Genomic DNA, 14,855 nt, shown 5'->3' on the forward strand with positions numbered 1-14,855 from the left:
GAAAATATTTTCTGCGATTTCTTGCAGGAAATATTTTCGTTAACGCACTTATCCTGTTTTTAAGGGTTAAGAGGAGAATAAAATGCTTAAAGGAAAAAGTGCACTGATAACCGGTTCAACCAGTGGTATCGGACTCGGCATTGCCCGTGTCCTGGCCTGGCAGGGCTGCAATATCATGCTGAATGGTCTGGGTGACCCGAAACTGATCGAAGCGACCCGCGCGGGACTGGAAGCGGAATGCGCGGTTTCCGTCCATTATCACGGTGCCGACATGACCCGGCCGGATGACATCGCTGCGCTGATTGAGGCCACGGCAGCCACTTTTGGCGGTGTTGACATTCTGGTCAATTGCGCCGGTATCCAGCATACCGCGCCGGTTGAGGAGTTCCCCCCTGACCGTTGGGCTGCCATCATCGCCATCAACCTCTCCTCCAGCTTTTATACGATCCACCATGCGCTTCCGCACATGCGCCGAAACGGCTGGGGGCGGATTATCAATATCGCCTCGGTGCATGGCCTGGTGGCATCGGTCAACAAAGCGGCCTATGTCTCGGCCAAGCATGGCCTGGTCGGTCTGACCAAGGTCGTAGCTCTGGAAACAGCCGGGACCGGAATTACCAGCAATGCCATCTGTCCCGGCTGGACCCGGACTGAGCTGATCGAGCCGCAGATCGTTGCCCGGGCGCAGGCCCTGGGTGTGGGTATCGAAGAGGGTGGCCGCAGCATGCTGGCCGAGAAGCAGCCGTCGCAGCAGTTTGTCTCAATCGAACAGATTGGCCAGCTGGCGCTGTTTCTCTGTTCTCCGGCCGCTGTGCAGATCACCGGGACTGCAGTGCCGATCGACGGCGGCTGGACGGCGCAATAAGCTGCTGTTGTTGTTCAAACGCAAAAAGCCCGGCATGATGCCGGGCTTTTTGCGTTTGAATTGGCCATCACTGAACCAGCATGGCCTTTGCGATCTCTTCGGCGACCTGTGGCCCTGCCAGCCGGGATACGATAGCCAGAGCGAACTGGATGGCGGTCCCCGGCCCCTGACTGGTGATAATGCTGCCGTCAGTGACAACCGCCGTCTGGTTCTCATACCGGGCACCACCCAGTCTGGTGCTGTAGCTGGGATAGGAGGTGGCGCGTTTCCCTTCCAACAGTCCCGCTGCTGCCAGAACAATGGGCGCGGCGCAGATCGCCCCGATCAACCTGCCTGACATGTGAAACTCTGCCAGCAGCTTGTGGACGCGGGGATCGGCATTGAGGTTGTCGCTGCCCGGTTGACCGCCGGGCAGGACGATCATGTCAAACTCGTCTGTCCTGACATTGTCGATGGTGGTATCAGGCAGCATGCTGATGTTGCGGGCGCTGGACACCGCTCCCGCATGCAGGCCGGCAGTGACGACCTCTATCTTTGCCCTGCGTAGCACATCCACGACAGCCACCGCCTCAAGCTCCTCGAAGCCTTCGGCCAGCGGTACAAGTACCTTTGGCATACCCACTCCTCCCTTCCTGGATTATAGATATCGTAGCGCAACGCAACGTGTCAGCGCCGTCCACCCGCCATTTTGATGCTCGCCGGCGCATTGCGCAACAGCCGCATGAAAACCGGACCGGCTAATGCACCCAGGCCGAGACAGCCGAAGGCAATGCCCCATTCTCCGTTGATGCCCGGGAACGGCTGCCAGCCCCTGAATGTGTCCAGAGCCCAGCCGAAAACCGTTGGCGAGATCATGCCCATGGAATACCCTATCAAAGACTGCAGTCCCATGGCCGATCCCAGGTAGCCGGGGGCCACCAGCTCGGTCAGGCCGGTGGAAAAGACCGGGGACTCGGCTACGATCAAATATCCGTACATCAGCCCGATTGCCAGTGTCAGCCAGAGGTTGGTATTGATCAGCCAGCCGAAGCCTAAAGACAACAACGCACTTGCCAGCATGACCATGCTGATGGTGGTGGTGCGCCCAAGGCGGTCCGAAAGGCTGCCGGTAATGGCGGTAGAAAACGCCCCGATGCCGACCATGACAGCGGCGACGGTGGCTGCCAGGCCCGTGGCGCGAGTGTTTTCCATGCCCCATCCAACCAGGGCTGATGTCATGAAGGGCGCCAGCCAGCTGCGCATGCCGTACATCTCCCACATGTGGGCGCCATAGCCCAGAATCATGAGCAGGGCCGGGCGGTTCTGTATGACTTCGCCATTGAAACCGCCACTGGTCAGTATGCGGGCAGCCGGATGGTAGCCGCTAAAGACATACAGGGAGAGCAACGCCCCCATGAATACGCCGGTAGAACAGAGCATGAAGGCGGTGCGCCATCCGGCCAGACCGGTCAGCCAGCCGGTGGCGGCAAGTGAGAACGAGGCCCCCAGGACTAGTGAGCCGACGTATATGCCAATGGCTCTGCCGCGCGTGGACGGGTCAAAGCGCTCTGCAACCAGTTTGAGCCCCGGCATGTAGGTGCCGCCCATGCCGATGCCGGTCAGGGCTCTCAGAATCATGCCGCTGGTGAAATCGTGGGCGTACAATGCGAAGAGGAGGTTGGCCGCTGCCGACCAGAATGCTGCAGTAATGAAGATCACCCGGGTGTTCATCCGGTCTGTCAGCGTGCTGAGAATCACCCCGGACAGGATATAACCGAGTTGATAGACTGAGAAGATCAGGCCGGCCTGGGTATTGCTCATACCCCATTCCACCCGCAGCAGCGGCAGGATGGCAGAATAGTTGATGAAGACCAGCATGATGAAGAGCTGGCAGATGCACATCAGGACCAGCCAGCGGCTGTTGCTGATGATGCCGGGCAACCCTCTGCCACCCTGATCAAGGGTCATGGGAACAGGTCTGCGTCTTTGAAGCAGGTGCCGGTCTGGTCCTTGGAGGATACCATCGGATCGGCAGAGAGCGGCCAGGTAATGGCCAGGTCCGGGTCGTTCCAGGCGATACAGCGCTCGTATTCTGGAGCCCAGTAGTCGGTGGTCAGGTACAGGAACTCGGCGATATCGGACGTGACGCAGAATCCGTGGGCAAAACCTGCCGGCACCCACATCTGCCGCTTGTTTTCCGCAGAAAGCAGGGCGCCGAACCACTGGCCGAAGGTCGCAGAGCTGCGGCGGATATCCACAGCCACATCGAATACCTCGCCGCTGATTACTCTGACCAGCTTGCCCTGGGGTTGCTGTATCTGGTAATGCAGCCCCCTCAGCACGTTTCCGGCAGAGCGTGAATGGTTATGCTGGACAAAGCGGTTGTCCAGGCCGGTCAGCTCCTGCCAGGTTCGCTCGTTGAAACTTTCAAAAAAGAAACCACGGTCGTCGCCGAAAACCTTGGGTTCAATGATCAAGACGTCGGGGATGGTAGTCGAAATGATGTGCATGACGGAGTTCTCCATGTGTAAAGTTGAGGCTCTGTTCTAGCAAAAAGGGAACTGCGCCGCAATATATACTTTCTTGATAAAAATAATCAATCTGCTGGAAAAATTAGAAAAATGGGGTATGATTGCCGCCATGATAACTTCAACAGTTCTTGACAATGGCGTGCGGGTAATTACCGAGCGTGCCGAACACATGCACACGGTTTCGATCGGTATCTGGGTCGCCAATGCCACCAGGCATGAAACTCCCGAATATAACGGTGTGGCCCACTTTATCGAACACCTGCTCTTCAAGGGGACCGAGCGCCGCACAGCCCGGCAGATCTCCCTGGAAATCGACTCCATGGGCGGTATTCTCAATGCCTTTACCGGCCATGAATATGTCTGCTATTACGCCAAGGTTCTGGCCAAATTTCTGCCGCGGGTGACCGACCTGCTGACGGATATATTCCTGCACTCCACCTTTCCGGCCGATGAAATCGAGCGGGAACGTAATGTCATCCTGCAGGAAATCAAGATGCGGGACGATTCGCCGGATGAAGCCATCCATGATCGCTTTCACCAGAGTTTCTGGGACGGCCATGCCCTGGGAAACTCGATCCTCGGTACGGAAGGGACTATCGGAGGCCTCTCCCGTGACATGATTTATGCCTACAAGCAGAGTCATTACCGCCCCGATGACATCATCATCTCGGCCGCCGGCAATGTCAGCCACGAAACGCTGGTGAACCTGGTGCAAGCGGAGTTCTCTGTTATTTCATCCAAATGGAAGCCGGATGTGCAGAGTTTCAGGCCCAAAGGGGGGCGTCAGGTCAACCTGATCGAGCGTGACCTGGAGCAGACCCTGATCTGCATGGGGACCCGTGCTCTGCAGCAGGACCATCCCGACCGCTATGCCATGCACCTGCTCACGACAATCCTGGGTGGCGGTATGAGTTCGCGCCTGTTTCAGGAGGTCCGTGAGAAAAAAGGGCTGGCCTACTCTGTGTATGCCTACGTTATTTCCCACGCCGATTCCGGGGCCCTGGTCGTCTACTCCGGGACCGAACAGAAACATTGCCGCGAGGTGATTGAGATTGCCCTGGCTGAGATGGTGCGGTTGAAGCGTGAACCGGTTTCTCAGGCAGAACTGGATTCAGCCCGTGAACAATTGAAAGGTAAACTGCTGATGTCGCTGGAAAGCAGTGACAGTCTGATGACCAGGCTGGCCAAGAATATAATCTATCTGGGTCGCCATCAGCCGATCGAAGCGATCCTGGCCGGGTTTGATGAGGTGAAGATACAGGATGTCACGGCAATTGCAGGGAATCTGTTTGATGGAGAATGTCTGAACCTCCATGCGATGGGTAAGGTCAACGGCTTGGGACTGTCTGCCGAGAGCCTGGAATTATAAATTTACCTTTCAGTTATGATCTGCCCGTGTGACCGAAACCTCCAGCGCCCCGGGCGCTGTCCTTGCTGAATTCATCAACTACAGCCAGCGAAACCTGTGCAACCGGTACAAACAGCATCTGGCAGATGCGCTCACCCGGTTCAATCGTGTAGGCGGTTGTGCTGCGATTGAAAATACCGATGCCGATCTCTCCCTGATAATCCGAATCAATTACCCCGATCGTGTTGGCCAATACAATCCCATGTTTGATCCCCAAGCCGGAACGGGGCACCAGCAGTGCCACCAAGCCCGGATCGTGGATGCTGATGGCAATTCCGCTGGGCACCAGTACGGTTTCGCCCGGCTGCACCGTCAGCGCTTCGGACAGGCAGGCGCGCAAATCCATAGCTGCAGCACCGCTAGTTGCGTAGCCGGGCAGAGGGATTTCGGCACCCATGAGCGGGTTCATTATTTTGGTTTCAATTTTACCTGAGTTCATGTAAATTCCTGCACTTAAGTGAGATATGCGGCGCAGTTGACACAATAGCAGACATTGTTTCCAGCCGACAATACATTAAACGATGAAAACGCAGTAAAGAGCAGTAGTGGAAGGAACCGGTCATGAAAGACCCGCGCATTGCACAGTTTGCCGAAATACTGGTCGACTATTCCACCCGGGTAAAAAAGGGTGATGTGGTATTGATCAATGCCGCCGGCTTTGAGGCAGCTCCGCTGGTCAAGGAGTTGTATGCCCTCTGTCTGAAGCGCGGAGCGAAATACGTCGAATACAGCTTCTCCAACCCCGAGATCGACCGCCTGTTCTATAATCTGGCCAACAGGCCGCAGCTGGAGCATTTCCCCCAGCATAAGCTGGATTTCTATAAAACCCTGACCGTGTACATCGGCATCTCTGCCGGTGAAAACTCCATGGTCATGGCCAATGCCCGCCAGCAGGCAATGGTGGCCTACCAGAAGCTCACCAAGCCGCTGATCGACCAGCGCGTCAAGCATACCCGCTGGATGGTGACCCGTTATCCGACCCATGCGGCTGCCCAGGAAGCCAAGATGAGCCTGGAGGAGTACGAGGATTACCTCTTTTCGGCCTGCTGCCTTGACTGGGATGCGGAATCAAAAAAACAGGAAAAGCTGAAAAAGCTGATGGACCGTACGAAGAAGGTGCGCATCGTTGCTCCGGATACGGATATTTCCTTCAGTATCGACGGCCTTCCGGGGATCAAGTGCGACGGCCGCTTCAACATGCCGGATGGCGAGGTCTTTACCGCGCCGGTGCGGGATTCGGTGCAGGGTCATATCGCCTACAACTGCCCCAGCATCTATCAGGGCAAGGAATACAACGGCGTACGTTTTGATTTCAAGGACGGCAGGATTGTCAAGGCTGTTGCAGAGGGGGGCCTGAGTGCTGCCCTCAACAAGATACTTGATACCGATGAGGGCGCCCGCTATATCGGCGAGTTCGCCCTGGGCATCAACCCCGGCATCCGTCAGCCGATGCGCAATATCCTCTTTGATGAAAAGATCTTCGGCTCGATTCACCTCACGCCGGGACAGGCCTATGACGAGTGCGATAACGGCAACCGTTCGGCTGTTCATTGGGATTTGGTCAGGATCCTGAATGAAGGTGAAATCTGGTTTGACGACATTCTGATCCAGAAAAACGGCCGGTTTGCACACAAGGACCTGCTGCAATTGAACCCTGATACATAGGAACTCCATGAGCGAAGAACTACACCCGGAAATAGATTTCGAACACGATGATTTTGATTTCACCACCCTGGAGGATGAACTGCGGGTTGATGAACTCTGCCAATCACTGCTCAAGCATTTTTATCAGCATCTGCAGCTCAAGGGGCGCACCCCTCAGCAGGCCTCCGAGCTGGCCTATTGCGTTGATTTCTACCTGCGTGATTATGTACTGGATTTTTGCCGCGAAAACGTGGTGAGACCGCAGCCGGGCATTGTCAGGCGTTTTGCGGCAAACTGGTATATCACCCATACCCTTGACCCCGAGATCGCCCTGTTGGAACGCCACCTTGAGGGTATCCGGGAATTCTATCGCTATCTGCACGGCCTGCACTATATCTGCCGGGAAGAGCTGACCTGGCTTGAGAAAGAGGCCGCTCAATCCGAATACTACCGGCAGCGTATCGAGACCTTCCTGGCGATCTACGGTGATGGCTACGTTGCCTGGGAAGCAGAATGTCCGCTTACGGTCGGAATATTGAAGGAGACTGTGTAATGGCGGGCAGGTCGTTGAAAACGATAACCGTAACAATCCTTGGTCAGCAGCATCTCAGGGAAGATTGGCTGTTCGATTTTGAAGGTGCGGAGTTCCGGCAGTTTATATCGGGTATGACCAGGGATATGCGGAAACTGGGGTTTGACCTGACCTGCGTTAAGAATCAGGACGTGGTAATTCCGATCAACAGCTATGCCGATCTGCTCAACTGTGTGAAAATATCGTCTGAAGACAGTCTGGGAAACCACTGCATCGGACATGTCATAGGAAAAAGTGAACACCTGGATATCCTGGAGGATATCGACGCAGCGCTCCGGCGAGTGGCCTTTGCACCTGAGACGATTGCCCCGGCAGGTGAATTCAGGAAGGTCTGCCACAACTGCGGTTGCGGGTGCTAGTGCTGAACGAAGTTAGTGTGATAACTTGAACTTGCTGATGAGGTTTCATACGACAACATGTTGAAATAGAGGCTGTTGGCAGCGCGCAGGAGCGGCCGTTCTGCCAGGCAGCTTACTGAGGATTTTGAGAGACGTCCGGGATTGCAGGATCAACTAACAACAAGCTACGTTTTGATTTTACCTGTGCTCGACAGGATATAAAGGAGACAGCCATGCCAGCAGTAGTCTTGCCAGAAACCGTCAGGAAGCTCCTGGCTTCACAGCCGATCGAGTTGCCGATCTTCCATCCCGTGGCCCTCAAACTCCAGCGGATGCTGACAGATTACGATTTTACGGTGGATGAAGTCGCCCAGGTGGCAACCGAGGATCAATCCCTGGCCAGTCAGATGCTGCGGATGGCCAACTCGCCGATGTATATGGGGCGCACCAAGGTGGCGACCATCAAGGAAACGGTTATCAGGCTGGGGGCACAGCAGGTGATCAATCTGGCCATTGCCGCTTCCCAGGCTTCTACCCATGCCTCGGAGAATCAGGCCCTTGACCGCTATATGAAATCACTGTGGCTGCACAGCCACGGTTGTGCCCTTGGCGCAAAATGGCTGGCACACAATTGCGGCATGCGCGGAGTGGCCGACGAGACCTACCTGGCAGCGTTGCTGCATGATGTCGGCAAGCTGTATCTACTCAAATCGATAGAGCGCCTGGTGGGAGCCGGGGTCATCAGTTCCATGTTTGATGATGAACTGATCATGGAAATTTTCGATGCGATGCATGTCGAGCAGGGCTATCGATTGATGCAGCACTGGAATTTTCCGGCCATGTACTGTGATGTCATCCGTGATCATCACTCGGAACAGTGGGATACGGTCAACAAGATGCTGGCTATTGTCCGCTTTGTCAACCTGGCCTGCCATCGGGTCGGGCTGGGATTGAAACATGAACCGGAGTTGGTGCTGATTGACACCAGAGAGGCTGAAATTCTTGATCTCAGTGAGATGCAGATTGTGGAGTTGGAAGCTGTTCTGGATGAATCGAGGGAAGAAGCAGTGGAGGAATAGGGCGTTTTTTCAGTTGTGAGATAGTGCAGCAGGGGGGAGGCATGTGATGCCTCCCCCTTTTTTTACCTATCCTTCGATCCGGGGAAACAAGGCCTCAGCCTTGGAAATAACCGTGCCCGCCTGTAAACCACCCCATACAAGCCCCGACTTATCGCAGGCTCCCGGACATCCCAGGCTGGTCAGTGCCTTCTCGGCCGTTGATGGCAGGAAGGCTGTCAGGACGGTATGGATGATGCGCTGCGATTCCAGCATGCAGTAGATAACCGTTGCCAGTTGTTCCCGTTTGGCCGGGTCCTTGGCCAGGACCCAGGGGGCGGATTCGTCGATGTATTTGTTGCCGGCTGAAATGACATCCCAGATGGCCTGCAAGGCCTTGCTGAAAGCCAGCTCGTCCATCAGCTTGTCAACCGTTGCCACCATTTCAATGGTCCTGGTTTTCAGGACGCTGTCTGTTTCAGTCAACTCGGCAGGAGCCGGCAGTATCCCATCAAAATATTTGAGAGCCATAGCGGTTGAGCGGCTGAGCAGGTTGCCGATATCATTGGCCAGGTCGGAGTTGATACGCTGGACCAGAGCGGTATGAGAAAAGTCGCCATCCAGTCCGAAGGGTACTTCGCGCAGCAGGAAATACCTGACCGCATCCACGCCGTATTTGTCGATCAGCATATTTGGTTCCACTACGTTCTGCAGGCTTTTGCTCATCTTCTGCCCTTCCACTGTCCACCAGCCGTGGGCAAATACCTTTTCCGGCAGCGGCAGACCGGCGGCCATCAGAAAGGTTGGCCAGTAGACGGCATGGAATCTCAGGATGTCCTTGCCGATCAGATGTACATTGACCGGCCAGTAGCGTCCGTAATTGCCGTCTTGATCCGGGTAGCCCAGTGCCGTGATGTAGTTGGTCAGGGCATCAAACCAGACATAGATGATATGCTTTTCATTGCCCGGCACCGGAATGCCCCAAGAAAACGTGGTGCGGGACACGGACAGGTCCCGCAGCCCTTCCTTGACAAACGAGATGATCTCGTTGCGTTTGCTCTTGGGCTGGATGAAGTCCGGATTGGCATCGATATGTGCCAGCAGCTGTTCCTGATACTTGCTCATGCGGAAAAAATAGGATTCTTCCTTGAGCTTTTCCACCGGTCGGTTGCAGTCGGGACAGCGCCCTTCAATCAGCTGGGTCTCGGTCCAGAAGGTTTCACAGGGGGTGCAGTACCAGTCCTCGTATTCCCCTAGATAGATGTCGCCCTTATCAAGGATATCCTTGAAAATATGGGCCACGCCCTTTTTATGACGTTCCTGGGTCGTACGGATGAAGTCGTTGGAGGAAATCCCCAAACGCTCCCAGAGCGCCTGAAAGCGCTTGACCACCCGGTCGGCCAGTTCCAGCGGGGTTTCACCGGCGGTGGTGGCGGCCTTTTCAACCTTCTGGCCATGCTCGTCACTGCCGGTCAGGAAGTAGACATCGTATCCCATCAAGCGTTTGTAGCGGGCCAGGACATCGCCGGCCACCGTTGTGTAGGCATGGCCGATGTGCGGTACATCATTGACGTAGTAGATGGGTGTCGTTACGTAAAAGGTCGGTTTCATGGTTCACTCCTGTTGGGATCGCTGCTTGACCCGCCACCTGCCGGTGCGCCGCCTTCTGCAGGTTTGCGATGACCGTGTCTGCGATTGCGGCTTTTTTTCTTGCCGGTTTTGGGCTGGGCGCCATCCGCTTGCGGCTTCTGATCTTTGGGGCTTTCCGGGGCCTGAGACGCGGCGCTCTCGACAGCCGCAGGTTTCTTCTCCGCTGATTGCTGGGGAGAACGGGCCGGGCGCTGCTGCCGCGGGCGCTCCCGCTGCTCCTGACGGCCGGCCGGTTTCTGTACGGTCACGGGAGCGGTTTCTTCGGCAGTTGCATCTCCCAAAACCTCATCGCGTTTTACGACCAGGAGTTTGCCGTCGTCCAGCCTGAGGGTGATCGTGCCGGTCAGTATGTTCAGTTTGTCGATAACGCCGTTCGTTGATGCGGTCCGGACCCGCTTGCCGCATTTGGGAAAGGTTTTGCGCAGACTGCAGTAGGTTTCATATTCATAGTCGAGGCAGCAGAGCAGCCGCCCGCACTGACCGGATATCTTGTTGGGATTAAGGGCCAGGTTCTGTTCCTTGGCCATTTTGACCGATACCGGCTGAAAATCACGCAGCCAGGAACAGCAGCACAATTCACGGCCGCAGATGCCGATGCCGCCGATCATTTTCGATTCATCCCGCACCCCGATCTGGCGCATCTCAATGCGGGTATGAAAGGTATGGGCCAGGTCCTTGACCAGGTCACGGAAGTCCACCCGGCCGTCGGCGGTGAAGAAAAATACCGCCTTGCTGCCGTCAAACAGGTACTCTACCTTGACCAGCTTCATCTGCATGTTGCGCTCGACAATCCGGCGCAGGCAGAAGTCATAGGCCTCTTTCTCCTTTTGACTATTGCGTTCAACCGTCGCCAGATCTTCGAACGTGGCTTTACGTGTGATGGTCACCAGTTTTTCGGCAGAGCCCGCTTCGCGTTCAACAGGTCCGGTCATGACTTCAGCGATACTGAGTCCCCGTTCGGTTTCCACGACAACCCGGTCACCCGCGACAAGTTCGATATCACCGGCATTGAAATCATACAGCTTGCTGGCGGCTGAAAATTGAATCGATATAATACGTGGCACTCATTCCTCCCTCTTTATAATCAAAACTGCTGACCGGTTTCTATCAAGTGATAACCTCGGCCATCTTCATGAACAGGCAATCCAGTGCCAGTTTGTTATTGGCATTTCTCTGGACCGCCCGTCGGGTTTCCGTAATGGCGCCCAGTATCTGCAAGGCGCCCTCGAGTGTGCAGCGTGTCGCAAAGGCTTCCAGAGCGGGGCGGATGGACGTGTTGACGATGTCTGTGCTGCCGGCGTGCAGATAGACCGTGTCGCGGGCAAATGAAAGCAGCAGATCCAGTGAGGCCAGGGTTTCATCCCGATTGCCGGCCAGCTCTTCGGCACTGTCAAAAACAGAAGCGATTTTTCCAATATTCAGGGCCGACATATGTGTAACCAGCACGTCCCGGCGGGCGGAAAGGGTGTCATTGTCCAGTTCGCCTGCTCTCTGCATACTTCCCTCAGACAGGGGTGCCAGCAGATCGGCAGCATCCGGTGCAATACCCGTGCTGATCAGCAGCTGCCGGACATGTTCCGGGGAAAGCGGCGAAAAGCGGATCAACTGGCAGCGGGATCGGATGGTCGGCAGCAGCATGTCTGCGTTCTCGGACAGCAGGATGATGATGGCATTGCCGGGTGGTTCTTCCAGGGTTTTAAGCAGGGAATTGGCGGCATTCACACTCATGCGCTCGGCCGGTTCCAGGATGCAGGCCTTGCGGGGTGCTTCGTAGGGTCGCAGGGACAGTTCCCGCTGAATCTCCCTGAGCTGATCTATGGATATGTCGCGCTTGTCCGGCAAAGGCTCGACGAAGTGAATATCAGCGTGGTTTCCGCCGGCTATTTTGCGGCAGGAGGGGCAGACCCCGCAGGCATCGTCGTCGACTTCTCGGCAGAAGATGGCCTGGATAAGAGCCAGGGCCGTTGTTCGCCGACCGCAGCCGGGGATCCCCTCGAAAATATAGGAATGGGAGATCTTGCCAGAGCGAACGGAACGCCGGAAAACCTCTACAATCTGTTCATGGCCGGTAATATCAGCGAACGGCATGGCTGCTACCCGCGAGGCGGTCCAGTACCTGAGATGCTATGGCTTCAGAAATTTCATCAATGCTGCCCTGAGCACTGACTGTCAGGAAACGACCCGGTTCACCGGCCGCCAGGTTCAGGTAGCCATCCCTGACGCGCTGATGGAACTGGAGGGTTTCCAGCTCAAACCGTTCCTCGCGCGGGCCGCTGGCAGCCTCGATGCGGCTCCTGGCCCGGGCCAGGCCGCTGGCAGCGTCACAGTCGAGCAGAATCGTCAGGTCGGGATGCAGCGAACGACAGGCCAGTGTGTTGAGTTCGTCGATAGTGCTGCGCTCAAGGCCGCGACCGTTATGCTGATAGGCGACCGTGGCATCGGTGAAGCGGTCGCAGAGCACAACGGCTCCGGATTCAAGGGCCGGCAAGATAATTTCGGCTACGTGCTGGGCACGGGCCGCCGCATACAGCAATAATTCGGTCAGGGCCTGCATGCCGCGATTTTCGGCATCCAGCAGGATCGCGCGGATCTTGTCGGCGATCGGGCAGCCGCCCGGTTCCCGCGTCATGGTGACCCGATAACCGGCCATTGTCAGGCGGTCATGCAGAAGCTTGATCTGGGTCGTTTTGCCGCACCCTTCGACACCTTCAAATGTGATGAAAAAACCCATGCCGTGCGCCGCCTGTCTTTGTGCTCAGAAATGATGAATTATAGGGGACTGCACATGTTTTATCAACTGAATTCAGCACGTGATTGGTATGAATCTAACCGTTGAATTCCGGCCTGCCTCCTTCGACATGCCCGGGACACCCTTCGACTAGCTCAGGTCGAACGGCTTTCAGCTCTGTAACGGTCTGATTTCCCGTTCGCGGTGAACCGGTCAAGCCACGAGCGGAAATCGGTTCTGCTCTGCATTCAGCCTGATGACTTTCTATTGCCAAATACGCCCCGCCTGACATATAGTCATAGCCATGACTTTCCCAGCACGCGAGCAGCTCCAGGAGTCCCTGGGCTACCGATTTTCGGATACCTCCCAACTACATCAGGCTTTGACACACCCTTCGTTTCTTAACGAACAGGAGCATGCCGGCGGCGATTACCAGCGGCTTGAATTTCTGGGAGATGCGATTCTGGGGATGTTGCTGGCCGAGATGCTGTATGCGCGTTTTCCCGAAGCTGCCGAGGGCGAGCTGTCACGCTCCCGGGCACAACTGGCTGACCAGGGCACCCTGGCGGGGATAGCCCGTGGCAGGGGATTGGGCGCATTTATCCGGGTCGGCAGAGGTGAGGAGCAAACCGCAGGGCGTGATAAAGATTCAATCCTGTGCGACGTGCTGGAAGCCCTGATCGCTGCGGTGTATCTGGATGGCGGACTTGGAGCGGCCCGCTCTCTGGTGGCAGCGCTGTTTCAGGAGCTGCTGCCCCTGGGGCTGACCGCATCCAGGGATGCAAAAAGCGAGTTGCAGGAGCTGCTGTCGGCCAGGGGACTGGCTGCGCCCGAATACCGGTTGTCTGATGAAACGGGACCTCCCCACGAACGCCGGTTCAGCTATCAGGTGCTGATAGCAGGCGAGGTGGCCGGCGAAGGGCAGGGGCGTTCCAAGAAGATCGCCCAGCAGTCGGCAGCAAGCCAGGCCTTACATCGCCTGCTGACCGCTGCGGCCAGCGCACCATGAAAAAGGTTACGGTTCCATTTTTCATCAGCCATCAAGGCTGTGCCCATACCTGCGTGTTTTGCGACCAGCGTGCGATCTCCGGCTTTTCGGGCGAGATTCCGGGCGCAGACGAGATCCTGGCAAAGATCGCCACCTGGCAGCGCACCGCCGGAGACCGTCCATTGGAAGTGGCCTACTTTGGCGGCAGCTTTACGGCGCTGCCGGTTGCGATACAGGATCAGCTGCTCCAGCCACTGCAGAGCCTGCTGGCGTCCGGTGACATAAGGTCGGTACGCATATCGACACGCCCTGACTGTATTGATGACACAATCGTCAAGCGCCTGTCTTTATTGGGCATCACGACCATTGAGCTGGGCGTGCAGTCCATGGATGATGGGGTGCTTGAACGCTCTGCCCGCGGGCACAGCGCGGCAGACAGCGAAGCGGCCATACGCTGTATCAGGGATGGCGGACTGCTTGTCGGAGCCCAGCTGATGCCGGGCCTGCCGGGTGATACACCGGCAAAATCATTCAATTCACTGCAGCGGGTCATTGCTGCCGGAGCAGATTTTCTCAGGTTCTACCCGGTGATCGTATTGCGCGGCACCGAACTGGCGCGGCGCTTCCAGTCCGGCGAGTATGTCCCGCTGACCGTTGATGAAGGCGTACAACTCTGCAAGGTACTGTTGCATGAGTCCATGCGGGCGGCCGTGCCGGTTATCCGCATCGGCCTGCAGGCTGATGAGGGCCTCAACAATACGACGGTGCTGGGCGGCTGCTGGCATCCGTCGCTGGGGCGGCTGACCCGTTCGGAACTCTATTTTGACCTGCTCTGCAGGCTGCTGTCGGGCATCCCGGCAGGTCTGCCCAGTACCATCCGCTGTCACCCGTCGCGTATTTCTGAAGTAAACGGGCAGGAGCGGATCAATCTGAAACGTCTGGGCGACCGGGTGGAATCGGCAAAGGTTGTGGCTGATGAAACCCTTAAAAAAGAGGAACTTGCTATCGATAGTTTCAATAAAAGCATAAAGGGAAACATGGTAACTGATCTTCATTACACTATCCACGGAGAATAGC

Annotated in this window: 16 protein-coding genes; 8 read left to right on the forward strand and 8 right to left on the reverse strand. The window is 56.4% G+C overall.

The genetic code is table 11. From position 1 onward, the window contains the following. Positions 1 to 82 precede the first annotated feature (82 nt). Positions 83 to 865 (forward strand): 3-hydroxybutyrate dehydrogenase, encoded by a 783-nt coding sequence (locus ACOCF6_RS21170; RefSeq protein WP_482462308.1) that lies wholly within the window; start codon positions 83 to 85, stop codon positions 863 to 865. Positions 866 to 932: 67 nt separating this feature from the next. On the opposite strand, the gene ACOCF6_RS21175 is transcribed toward ACOCF6_RS21170, so the two are convergent. Genes ACOCF6_RS21175 through rfbC form a run of 3 tightly spaced genes read right to left on the reverse strand, consistent with a single transcriptional unit; the run spans position 933 to position 3,354 of the window. Further along, complete coding sequence (locus ACOCF6_RS21175) at positions 933 to 1,481, reverse strand: DJ-1 family glyoxalase III (protein WP_482462309.1); 549 nt, start codon at positions 1,479 to 1,481, stop codon at positions 933 to 935. A gap of 50 nt (positions 1,482 to 1,531) precedes the next feature. Beyond that, positions 1,532 to 2,812 carry an MFS transporter gene (locus tag ACOCF6_RS21180; RefSeq protein WP_482462310.1) on the reverse strand — a complete coding sequence of 427 codons (1,281 nt, stop codon included), beginning with the start codon at positions 2,810 to 2,812 and terminating at the stop codon, positions 1,532 to 1,534. Continuing rightward, positions 2,809 to 3,354 carry a dTDP-4-dehydrorhamnose 3,5-epimerase gene (gene rfbC, locus ACOCF6_RS21185; RefSeq protein WP_482462311.1) on the reverse strand — a complete coding sequence of 182 codons (546 nt, stop codon included), beginning with the start codon at positions 3,352 to 3,354 and terminating at the stop codon, positions 2,809 to 2,811. Before rfbC ends, ACOCF6_RS21180 begins: the two co-directional genes overlap by 4 nt. Positions 3,355 to 3,484: 130 nt before the next feature. Between rfbC and ACOCF6_RS21190 the strand changes: the two genes are divergently transcribed. Beyond that, positions 3,485 to 4,744 carry a M16 family metallopeptidase gene (locus tag ACOCF6_RS21190; protein WP_482462312.1) on the forward strand — a complete coding sequence of 420 codons (1,260 nt, stop codon included), beginning with the start codon at positions 3,485 to 3,487 and terminating at the stop codon, positions 4,742 to 4,744. Between the two features lie 13 nt (positions 4,745 to 4,757). Here ACOCF6_RS21190 and dut read toward each other — a convergent pair whose 3' ends face one another. Then, positions 4,758 to 5,222: a dUTP diphosphatase gene (gene dut, locus ACOCF6_RS21195; protein ID WP_482462313.1), complete on the reverse strand. Its 465-nt coding sequence runs from the start codon at positions 5,220 to 5,222 to the stop codon at positions 4,758 to 4,760. Positions 5,223 to 5,344: 122 nt separating this feature from the next. Between dut and ACOCF6_RS21200 the strand changes: the two genes are divergently transcribed. The 4 genes from ACOCF6_RS21200 to ACOCF6_RS21215 all read left to right on the forward strand — a co-directional run bounded on the left by ACOCF6_RS21200 (position 5,345) and on the right by ACOCF6_RS21215 (position 8,436). Then, positions 5,345 to 6,448, forward strand: a complete 1,104-nt coding sequence (locus ACOCF6_RS21200; RefSeq protein WP_482462314.1) for an aminopeptidase — start codon at positions 5,345 to 5,347, stop codon at positions 6,446 to 6,448. 7 nt (positions 6,449 to 6,455) lie between these two features. Beyond that, a complete protein-coding gene (locus tag ACOCF6_RS21205) occupies positions 6,456 to 6,980 on the forward strand; it encodes a hypothetical protein (RefSeq protein WP_482462315.1) in 525 nt (174 codons plus the stop codon). Then, positions 6,980 to 7,378 (forward strand): hypothetical protein, encoded by a 399-nt coding sequence (locus tag ACOCF6_RS21210; RefSeq protein ID WP_482462316.1) that lies wholly within the window; start codon positions 6,980 to 6,982, stop codon positions 7,376 to 7,378. Before ACOCF6_RS21205 ends, ACOCF6_RS21210 begins: the two co-directional genes overlap by 1 nt. Positions 7,379 to 7,590: 212 nt before the next feature. Beyond that, the gene (locus ACOCF6_RS21215; protein ID WP_482462317.1) at positions 7,591 to 8,436 is read left to right on the forward strand and encodes an HDOD domain-containing protein; all 846 of its coding nucleotides are present in this window, start codon (positions 7,591 to 7,593) and stop codon (positions 8,434 to 8,436) included. A gap of 66 nt (positions 8,437 to 8,502) precedes the next feature. Here the strand turns inward: ACOCF6_RS21215 and metG are convergent, their stop codons facing one another. From metG to tmk, 4 genes are read right to left on the reverse strand one after another with little or no spacing between them, the layout of a single operon-like run. Next, positions 8,503 to 10,023, reverse strand: a complete 1,521-nt coding sequence (gene metG / locus ACOCF6_RS21220) for a methionine--tRNA ligase (protein WP_482462318.1) — start codon at positions 10,021 to 10,023, stop codon at positions 8,503 to 8,505. Next, positions 10,020 to 11,126 carry a PSP1 domain-containing protein gene (locus tag ACOCF6_RS21225; protein ID WP_482462319.1) on the reverse strand — a complete coding sequence of 369 codons (1,107 nt, stop codon included), beginning with the start codon at positions 11,124 to 11,126 and terminating at the stop codon, positions 10,020 to 10,022. The genes metG and ACOCF6_RS21225 overlap by 4 nt, the downstream gene beginning before the upstream one ends. A gap of 43 nt (positions 11,127 to 11,169) precedes the next feature. Then, positions 11,170 to 12,150 (reverse strand): DNA polymerase III subunit delta', encoded by a 981-nt coding sequence (gene holB, locus ACOCF6_RS21230; RefSeq protein WP_482462320.1) that lies wholly within the window; start codon positions 12,148 to 12,150, stop codon positions 11,170 to 11,172. Beyond that, on the reverse strand, positions 12,137 to 12,793 hold the full coding sequence (gene tmk / locus ACOCF6_RS21235; RefSeq protein ID WP_482462321.1) for a dTMP kinase: 657 nt from the start codon (positions 12,791 to 12,793) through the stop codon (positions 12,137 to 12,139). Before tmk ends, holB begins: the two co-directional genes overlap by 14 nt. Before the next feature lie 301 nt (positions 12,794 to 13,094). On the opposite strand from tmk, the gene rnc reads away from it, so the two are divergent. Both rnc and ACOCF6_RS21245 read left to right on the forward strand, forming a co-directional pair. Beyond that, positions 13,095 to 13,799, forward strand: coding sequence for a ribonuclease III (rnc, locus tag ACOCF6_RS21240; protein WP_482462322.1), 705 nt, complete (start codon positions 13,095 to 13,097; stop codon positions 13,797 to 13,799). After that, positions 13,796 to 14,854, forward strand: coding sequence for an elongator complex protein 3 (locus ACOCF6_RS21245; protein WP_482462323.1), 1,059 nt, complete (start codon positions 13,796 to 13,798; stop codon positions 14,852 to 14,854). Before rnc ends, ACOCF6_RS21245 begins: the two co-directional genes overlap by 4 nt. Position 14,855: the final 1 nt, after the last annotated feature.

The sequence above is a fragment of the Geobacter psychrophilus genome (genome assembly GCF_056821595.1).